The sequence below is a fragment of the Streptomyces typhae genome, from assembly GCF_009755605.1.
Lineage (GTDB): Bacteria > Actinomycetota > Actinomycetes > Streptomycetales > Streptomycetaceae > Streptomyces > Streptomyces typhae.
Genome location: NZ_WPNZ01000014.1, coordinates 210632 through 218493 on the forward strand (window position 1 = coordinate 210632; position 7862 = coordinate 218493).

Below are 7862 nucleotides of genomic sequence, written 5' to 3' on the forward strand. Positions count from 1 at the left end.
CGAACAGGCCAACGGTAGGGGTGTGAAGGTGCGATGCGGGACCCGCTGACCGTCCTCACGGACGCTTTCACGTCCTTCCTGTTCGGGAAGGTCGAGACGACACGCCTGCCGGTGCGCACGTCGACGGGGCAGGCCCAGGCGGTCTACCTGCCGACGGCCGCGCCCGGCCTCGGCGACTCCGGCGTGATCATCGGCCGCGAGGTGTACTCCGGCAAGGGCTACATCTACGACCCGTTCCAGCTGTACGGGCAGCAGCTCCCGGCCCCGCACTGGCTGGTGCTCGGCGAGTCCGGCAACGGCAAGTCGGCCCTGGAGAAGACGTACGTCCTGCGCCAGCTCCGGTTCAAGGACCGCCAGGTCGTCGTCCTCGACGCCCAGGGCGAGGACGGCGTCGGCGAGTGGAACCTCATCGCGCAGGAGCTGGGCATAACGCCCGTCCGGCTCGACCCGACGGCCGCCCTCGACATGGGCATCCGCCTCAACCCCCTGGACCCGGCGATCACCACGACCGGCCAGCTCGCGCTGCTCCGCACCATCATCGAGGTGGCCATGGGCCACGGCCTCGACGAGCGCTCCGGCTTCGCCCTGAAGGTCGCGCACGCCTACGTCAACGAGACCATCGTCGACCGCCAGCCCGTCCTCACCGACATCGTCGAGCAGCTGCGCCACCCCGAACCGGAGTCCGCCGAGGCGATGAACGTCGCCATAGACGACGTCCGGGCCTGGGGCCTGGACGTGGCGCTGGTCCTCGACCGGCTCGTGGACGGCGACCTGCGCGGCATGTTCGACGGCCCCACGACCGTCGGCATCGACCTGGACGCACCCCTGACCGTCTTCGACCTCTCCCACATCGACCGCAACTCCATCGCCATGCCGATCCTCATGGCCATCGTCGGCGTATGGCTGGAGCACACCTGGATCCGCCCCGACCGGAAGAAGCGCATCTTCCTCGTCGAGGAGGCCTGGCACATCATCAACTCGCCTTTCGTGGCGCAGCTGTTCCAGCGGCTCCTGAAGTTCGGCCGCCGCCTCGGCCTGTCCTTCGTCGCGGTCGTCCACCACCTCTCCGACGTCGTCGACGGAGCAGCCGCCAAGGAGGCCGCCGCCATCCTGAAGATGGCGTCGACCCGCACCATCTACGCCCAGAAGGCCGACGAGGCCCGCGCCACCGGCCGGGTGCTCGGCCTGCCGCGCTGGGCCGTCGAGATCATCCCCACCCTGACGCCCGGCATCGCCGTCTGGGACGTCAACGGCAACGTCCAGGTGGTGAAGCACCTGATCACCGAGACGGAGCGCCCCCTGGTCTTCACAGACCGCGCCATGACGGAGTCCGCGAGCGACCTGCTCGCCCACGACGCCCTCGCGGCCGCCGAGCGGGAAGCGGAGGAAAGGGCCGCGTACATGGAGAAGCAGCTGGGCGACGGTCCCGCGGGCTCACGGTCCACGGTGGCGTGACATGAGACCGGACGGTCGATACCGGGAGCGTGGACCCGCGCCGGACGAGGGTGCGCACGGATACGGCGGACGCAGCGGGCCCGACGGCCGCGGCGGTCGCGGCGGGCGCGGCGGCGTGCCGGACGGCCTCCTCGTGGGCGTCCTCGCCTTCCTGCTCGGCATGGTCGTACTGGTCTGGTCCGCGACCGGCATCGCCGGATGGTGGGCGCACGGCGCCTGGCCGGACAACGTGTCGTTCGGCAGGACGCCGCCCGCCGTGCGGCACCTCGTCCAGGAGCCGCACGACGTCGCGGGCGCCTGGCCCGGAACCCCTGGCGCCCAGCTCTCCGGCTACGGCCTCTTCTGGGGCTTCCTCATCGGCCAGGTCATGATCCTCATCGTCCTGACCATCTTCACCCTGGGTACGGTGGCTCGCTATCGGGCGGTCCGAAGGGCCCGCAGAGCGGCTCCTGCGGCGCACGCCGCGCCCGTCGCGCCCGCGGCGGACACGACTCCGACTCCGGCTTCGGCTCCGATTATGGCTCCGACTTCGGCTCCCACTGCGGCTCCGACTTCGGCTCCGGCTGTGGAATCCGCGTCCCCTGTGGGCAGCTCGTCCGCCCAGAGGACGAGTGGGGCATCCCCTGCTCAAGCGGAGCCGAGAGCTTGGGGAGAGGTGGGCGCAGCCCACGACGACGGCGAGCCGCCAGCCACCCCCGCCCCGACGCCCCCGACAGCACCCGACGTAGCCCTGGCCAAAACGCCCACGGTCCCCACCCCCCGCACCCCCCTGGTCCTCGGCACAAGGGAGACCCACCGCCCCCTGGCCGCGGAGGCCATCGCAGCCGCGGAGTCGGCGGCGCTGGTGATCACCTCCGACCCCACCCTCTGGCAGGAGACCAAGGACGCCAGGGCCAAGCTCGGCCCCGTCCTCGTCTACGACCCCTCCCACCTCTGCGACACCCCGGCCCGCCTCCACTGGCCCCCCACCAGGGGCTGCGAGGACGGCGCCACGGCCGCGCACCGCGCCAGGTCCCTGCTCGCCCCGATCAGACCGAGCGCCAAACTGGACACCGCGGTCGCCGACACCGCCGACACCCTGCTGCGCAGCTTCCTGCACGCCGCCGCCGTCGACGGCCGCAACATCAAGCACGTACACCGCTGGGCCCAGGGCACCCAGGTCCAGGACGCTGTCCGCATCCTGCGCACCCACCCCAAGGCCGGCTCGGGCGCGGCGGGCGAGCTGGAGTCGGCCCTCACCGCGCACCCCGAGCGCAGGGACATCGCGCAGGAGCTGACGGCCCGCGCCCTCTCGTCCCTGTTCACGGTGAACGTACGGGAATCGTGCACACCGAACCGAACTGACGCGCTCACCCTGGATTCCTTCATCGATGAAGGGGGCACGCTTTTTGTGGTGGGCGAGGCGATCGAGGACCCCAAGACCAACCCCGGCGCGATGCCGCTCCTCACGGCACTCGCCTCCAGCGTGGTCGAGCACGGCCGGCGCATGGCCGAACGGTCATCCTCCGGTCGGCTCGACCCACCAATCGCCCTCGTCCTGGACGACGTCGCCGCCGTCGCGCCGCTCCCGCAACTGCCGGAGCTGCTTGCCACCGGCGCGGAACGGGGGATGCCGACGCTGGCCCTGCTCCGCTCCCGCGAGCAGGGCCGCGCCCGCTGGCCGCACGACGAGCTGATCGGCTGACCGGCTGACCCCACACCCCTACTGGCAGACCCCTACAGGCAGGCGCCGACAGGCAGACCCCCAGACCCCGACAGGCGGACTCCTCCAGCCCCCTCAGACCACCGACTCCTCAAGCACCATCTCCCGCTCCCGCGCCCCCGGATCCCCGGGCACGGGCACGACCGCCCCGCTCGGCACGAAGCCGAACTTCCGGTAGAACGCCTCCGCGCGCGGATTGTCCTCGTGCACGAACAGCCGCACCCGCTCGACCCCGGCCCCTTCGTCCCCGGACGCCCGCGCCCAGTCGACCGCCGCGGCGAACAGCGCCTCGGTGACGCCCGTACCGCGGTACTCGGGCCGTACGAAGACACCCACGAGGTGCGCCTGCCGTACCGGGGAGCGTTCCGTGCCGAGTGCGCCCTGCGTGCCCGGCTCCTCGATCAGCACGGTCACCGAGCCCGCCCAGTCCCCGTCCTGCCCCTCCGCGACGAACTGCCGTGTGGTGCGCGACGGCACCGCGGCGCCCTCCGTGCGCTCCTGCCAGTAGGCATCGGGCTTGGCGGCGGCGTTCTCGTACGTCTCCAGGAAGGCGACCGGCGCCGCCGGATCCCGCAGGGCGAGCAGCCGCAGCTCACGGACCTTCTGCCAGTCCTCGGCACGCACGGACCGTATGAGGTGTTCCATACACCGATCTTGGGTGGCTGACCGACCGCACGCAACGCGATTCGCCTGCTCCGGCCACTTCCGCACCGTGTCACGACCGGCGTCGTACCCGGCCGTCGTACCCCGGTACTACCCGCCCGCCGACGAGGAGACCCCGGTCCGACGCGCCCGCCCCCGCCCCGCCACGAACATCGAGCCATGATTCGGGCACACGGACTCACCAAGCGCTACGGCGGCAAGCGCCCCAAGACCGCCGTCGACGACCTCACCTTCGAGGTCCGCCCCGGCACCGTCACCGGCTTCCTCGGCCCCAACGGCGCCGGCAAGTCGACGACCATGCGGATGCTCCTCGGCCTTGACGCGCCGACGTCGGGGCGCTGCACGATCGGCGGCCGCGCGTACGACCGGCACAGCGCCCCGCTGACGGAGGTCGGCGCGCTCCTGGAGGCCCGCTCCATCCACCCGGGCCGCTCGGCGTTCCACCATCTCCTCGCCCTCGCCCACACCCACGGCATCCCGCGTACACGCGTCCGGCAGGTCCTGGAGACGACGGGCCTCACCGAGGTCGCGGGCCGCCGCGTGAAGGGCTTCTCCCTCGGCATGGGGCAGCGGCTCGGCATCGCGGCCGCCCTCCTGGGCGACCCCGGCACCCTGATCCTGGACGAGCCGGTGAACGGCCTCGACCCGGAGGGCGTCCTGTGGATCCGCAACCTCCTCAAGGCCCAGGCGGCGGAGGGCCGCACCGTACTCGTCTCCTCGCACCTGATGAGCGAGATGGCCCTGACCGCCGACCACCTCATCATCGTCGGCCGCGGCAGGCTCCTCGCCGACACCACCGTCGAGCGCTTCGTACGGGACTCCGGCACCGGGTCCGTCAAGGTCGTGACCCCGGCGGCGGGGCGGCTCGCCGAGCTGCTCGCCGGACCCGCCGTGACCATCACGAGCGACACCCCGGGCACCCTGGTCGTGCAGGGCACCGACGCCGAGCACATCGGCCGCACCGCCGCCGCGCACGCCATCCCCCTGTTCGAGCTCACCCCGCAGGCCGCGTCTTTGGAGCAGGCCTTCATGGACCTCACCCACGACTCCGTCGAGTACGTCACGCCCCTGGAAGGAGCCGCGGCATGACCGGCACCGGCTACCGCGTCACCCCGGCCCGGGTGCTGCGCTCGGAGTGGCACAAGCTGTGGACGCTGCGCACCACCTGGATCACGCTGCTCACCGCGTGCGTCCTCGTCCTCGCGGTCGGCATCGCCATGGGCACCACGTACGACGGCGACGACTCCGACGTCGACACGGTCGTGTTCGTCCTCTTCGGCACTCAGCTCTCCCAGATCTGCTTCGCCGTCCTCGGCATCCTGGTGACCGCGGGCGAGTACGCGACCGGGATGATCCGCGCGTCCCTGACGGCGGTCCCGCGCCGTCTGCCCGTGCTGTGGGCCAAGGCCGCCGTCTTCACGACCGTCGCCTTCACGCTGTGCCTCGTCACGAACGTCATCACGTTCCTCGTCGCCCAGATCTGGCTCTCCGGCTCCGACAAGGAGCTGACGCTCACCGACGACGGCGTCCTCGGCGCGCTCGCGGGCAGCGCCGCGGGCATTACCCTGATGAGCCTGATCGCCCTGGGTCTGGGGGCGCTGCTGCGCTCGGTCCCCGGCGCCATCGGCGCGTTCGTCGGCTCCATCCTCATCCTGCCGGAGGTCCTGACGACGCTCCCCCTCGACGGCATCGACACCGTCATCCGCCACTTCCCCGCCCAGGCCGCCTCGTCCCTCGGCTCGATCGAGCGCGTCGAGGACACGGTGACCCCGGGGACCGGTCTCCTCGCCCTCGCCCTGTGGGCGGCGGCGGTCCTGGCGGCGGCCGCGCTGCGCCTCCGCCGCCAGGACGTATGACGGCAGGCCGTATGACCGCTGGTGCTTCCGTACGTGTACGAGGATGAGCCCGTGACCCAGGACCCGCACCCCCTGACCCGGCACATGCAGCAGCTCACGGATCGGGCGCGCGCCTTCGACAGGCGCCGTCCGCTCGTGTGGGACGCGCTCCTCACGGGGTTCTTCGTGGTGGCCGCGGGCACCGACTACGCCGGGGGCGGCTGGCGCAACGTCGCCCGGAACACCGATCTGCCCGACTGGCTCATCGTCGTCCTGACTTTCGGTATGTCGCTGCCGCTGCTGTGGCGCAGGCGCAGGCCGGTGACGGTCCTCGCCGTCATCGTGGCGTTCAGCGTGGTCAACAGCGGCTCCGGCGCGCTCCTCCAGATCGCCCTGGTCGAGCTGATCGTCCTGTTCAACATCGCTTTGCGGCTGCCTCTGAGGACTCTGGGGTGGGCGGGGCTGATGATGACGGTACCGCTGGTCGTGGGGACCGCCCGGTATCCGAAGGGGAGTTGGGACCAGCAGATCGTCCCGCAGGTGTGGGCGTACGCCATCGTCGCGCTGCTCGGCATCGCGGTCCGCTCCCGTCAGGACTACACACAGGCCCTGGTGGAGCGTGCCCGTCAGCTGGAGGTCGAGCGTGATCAGCAGGCGCGTCTGGCCGCCGCCGGTGAACGCACCCGCATCGCCCGCGAGATGCACGACATCATCGGCCACAATCTGTCCGTCATCACCGGTCTCGCCGACGGCGGCAAGTACGCCGCCGCCAAGTCCCCGGAGCGGGCCGCGCAGGCCCTCGACGCGATCGGTTCGACGAGCCGTCAGGCCCTCGCGGAGCTGCGCCGCCTCCTCGACGTGCTGCGGGACGAGGCCCCGGAGGCCGCCGAACTGGCGCCGCAGCCCGCCCTCGCGGACCTGGACCGCCTCATCGAGGGGGTGCGTGCGGCGGGTCTGCCCGTACGCAGCACCTTCCACGGGCGCGCCGAATCCCTGCCCCAGGGCCAGGAACTGACGGTGTACCGCGTGGTGCAGGAGGCCCTGACGAACACCATGAAGCACGCGGGGGCGGGCGTGACAGCGGCGGTCGACGTCGACTACGCCGACGACGGGGTGCGGGTCACGGTCACCGACTCGGGGGGCGCTTCACGTGGGGTTTCCTCTGGGGAGTCCTCGGGAGACTCCTCGTCGCCGGGTTCGGGCCGCGGCCTCAAGGGCATGCGGGAGCGAACAGCGTTGTACGAGGGCACACTTGAGGCGGGTCCGACAGGCGGCCCGGCCGCGGGCTGGCGCGTCCATCTGCACTTGCCGCGCCCCGCGGCACCGCACCTGAACCAGACGAAGGAATCCGCTCAGTGACCACCGTCCTCATAGTCGACGACCAGTCCTTGCAGCGTTTCGGTTTCCGTATGCTCCTGGAGAGCCAGGACGACATGACGGTGGTCGGGGAGGGCGGCAGCGGCACGGACGCGGTCCGCATGACCGCCGGTCTGCGTCCGGACGTGGTCCTGATGGACATCCGGATGCCGGACATGGACGGCATCGAGGCGACCCGCCGCATCGTCGCGTCGGGGTCCGGCGCCCGGGTCCTGATCCTCACGACGTTCGACCTCGACGAGTACGCGTACGCGGGTCTGCGGGCCGGCGCGTCGGGGTTCCTCATCAAGGATGCGCTGCCGGAGGAGTTGTTGTCGGGTATCCGGGCGGTGGCCACGGGCGACGCCGTGGTGGCGCCCCGGTTGACCCGCCGTCTCCTGGACGCGTTCGCCGATCAGCTCCCTGCCGGTGCGGATGCCGGGGACACTCCGACCGACCCGGCAAAGCATCCGCTCCTGTCCGCTCTCACGGATCGCGAACGGCAGATCCTGACGGTCATCGGTCAGGGTTGGACGAATACGGAGATCGCGGCCCGGCTGCATCTCGCGGAGTCGACGGTGAAGACGCATGTGGGCCGCATTCTGGCGAAGACGGGTGCGCGGGACCGTGTGCAGGCGGTCATTCTGGCGTACGACACGAAGCTGGTGCGGCCTTCGTAGCATCATGGCCCTGCACGCCTCACAGCCGTGAACGCATAGTCGTGAACGCAGAAAACCCCCGCACCGTGAGGTGCGGGGGTTTTCTCTCAAAATGAGTTCGGCGGCGTCCTACTCTCCCACAGGGTCCCCCCTGCAGTACCATCGGCGCTGTGAGGCTTAGCTTCCGGGTTC

The 7862-nt window shown here is 71.3% G+C and carries 7 protein-coding genes and 1 rRNA gene; 6 read left to right on the top strand and 2 right to left on the bottom strand.

Annotated elements, in window-relative coordinates; genetic code table 11:
- Nucleotides 1–33: 33 nt before the first annotated feature.
- Entirely contained in the window at nucleotides 34–1455 is a 1422-nt protein-coding gene (locus GPA10_RS25630) for an ATP-binding protein (protein WP_058846375.1), read from the top strand.
- A 1-nt stretch (nucleotide 1456) separates the two neighbouring features.
- Nucleotides 1457–3139 (top strand): type IV secretory system conjugative DNA transfer family protein, encoded by a 1683-nt coding sequence (locus tag GPA10_RS25635; RefSeq protein WP_157167533.1) that lies wholly within the window; start codon nucleotides 1457–1459, stop codon nucleotides 3137–3139.
- Nucleotides 3140–3232: 93 nt separating this feature from the next.
- Here the strand turns inward: GPA10_RS25635 and GPA10_RS25640 are convergent, their stop codons facing one another.
- A complete protein-coding gene (locus GPA10_RS25640) occupies nucleotides 3233–3802 on the bottom strand; it encodes a GNAT family N-acetyltransferase (RefSeq protein ID WP_058846377.1) in 570 nt (189 codons plus the stop codon).
- 177 nt (nucleotides 3803–3979) lie between these two features.
- Between GPA10_RS25640 and GPA10_RS25645 the strand changes: the two genes are divergently transcribed.
- The 4 genes from GPA10_RS25645 (at nucleotide 3980) to GPA10_RS25660 (ending at nucleotide 7691) form a co-directional block, all read left to right on the top strand.
- Nucleotides 3980–4909: an ATP-binding cassette domain-containing protein gene (locus GPA10_RS25645; RefSeq protein ID WP_157167534.1), complete on the top strand. Its 930-nt coding sequence runs from the start codon at nucleotides 3980–3982 to the stop codon at nucleotides 4907–4909.
- Complete coding sequence (locus GPA10_RS25650; RefSeq protein WP_157167535.1) at nucleotides 4906–5676, top strand: ABC transporter permease; 771 nt, start codon at nucleotides 4906–4908, stop codon at nucleotides 5674–5676. The genes GPA10_RS25645 and GPA10_RS25650 overlap by 4 nt, the downstream gene beginning before the upstream one ends.
- A gap of 84 nt (nucleotides 5677–5760) precedes the next feature.
- The gene (locus GPA10_RS25655) at nucleotides 5761–7014 is read left to right on the top strand and encodes a sensor histidine kinase (RefSeq protein WP_157167575.1); all 1254 of its coding nucleotides are present in this window, start codon (nucleotides 5761–5763) and stop codon (nucleotides 7012–7014) included.
- Nucleotides 7011–7691 carry a response regulator gene (locus GPA10_RS25660; protein ID WP_343041313.1) on the top strand — a complete coding sequence of 227 codons (681 nt, stop codon included), beginning with the start codon at nucleotides 7011–7013 and terminating at the stop codon, nucleotides 7689–7691. The genes GPA10_RS25655 and GPA10_RS25660 overlap by 4 nt, the downstream gene beginning before the upstream one ends.
- A 95-nt stretch (nucleotides 7692–7786) precedes the next feature.
- On the opposite strand, the gene rrf is transcribed toward GPA10_RS25660, so the two are convergent.
- A 5S ribosomal RNA gene (gene rrf, locus GPA10_RS25665) occupies nucleotides 7787–7862 on the bottom strand; the annotation flags it as partial.

Excerpts from the sequence above, each read along its gene's own strand:
- GPA10_RS25645 (WP_157167534.1), top strand. The coding sequence starts at position 3,980 with ATGATTCGGGCACACGGACTCACCAAGCGCTACGGCGGCAAGCGCCCC.
- GPA10_RS25640 (WP_058846377.1), bottom strand. The coding sequence starts at position 3,802 with ATGGAACACCTCATACGGTCCGTGCGTGCCGAGGACTGGCAGAAGGTC.
- GPA10_RS25630 (WP_058846375.1), top strand. The coding sequence starts at position 34 with ATGCGGGACCCGCTGACCGTCCTCACGGACGCTTTCACGTCCTTCCTG.
- GPA10_RS25655 (WP_157167575.1), top strand. The coding sequence starts at position 5,761 with ATGCAGCAGCTCACGGATCGGGCGCGCGCCTTCGACAGGCGCCGTCCG.
- GPA10_RS25650 (WP_157167535.1), top strand. The coding sequence starts at position 4,906 with ATGACCGGCACCGGCTACCGCGTCACCCCGGCCCGGGTGCTGCGCTCG.
- GPA10_RS25635 (WP_157167533.1), top strand. The coding sequence starts at position 1,457 with ATGAGACCGGACGGTCGATACCGGGAGCGTGGACCCGCGCCGGACGAG.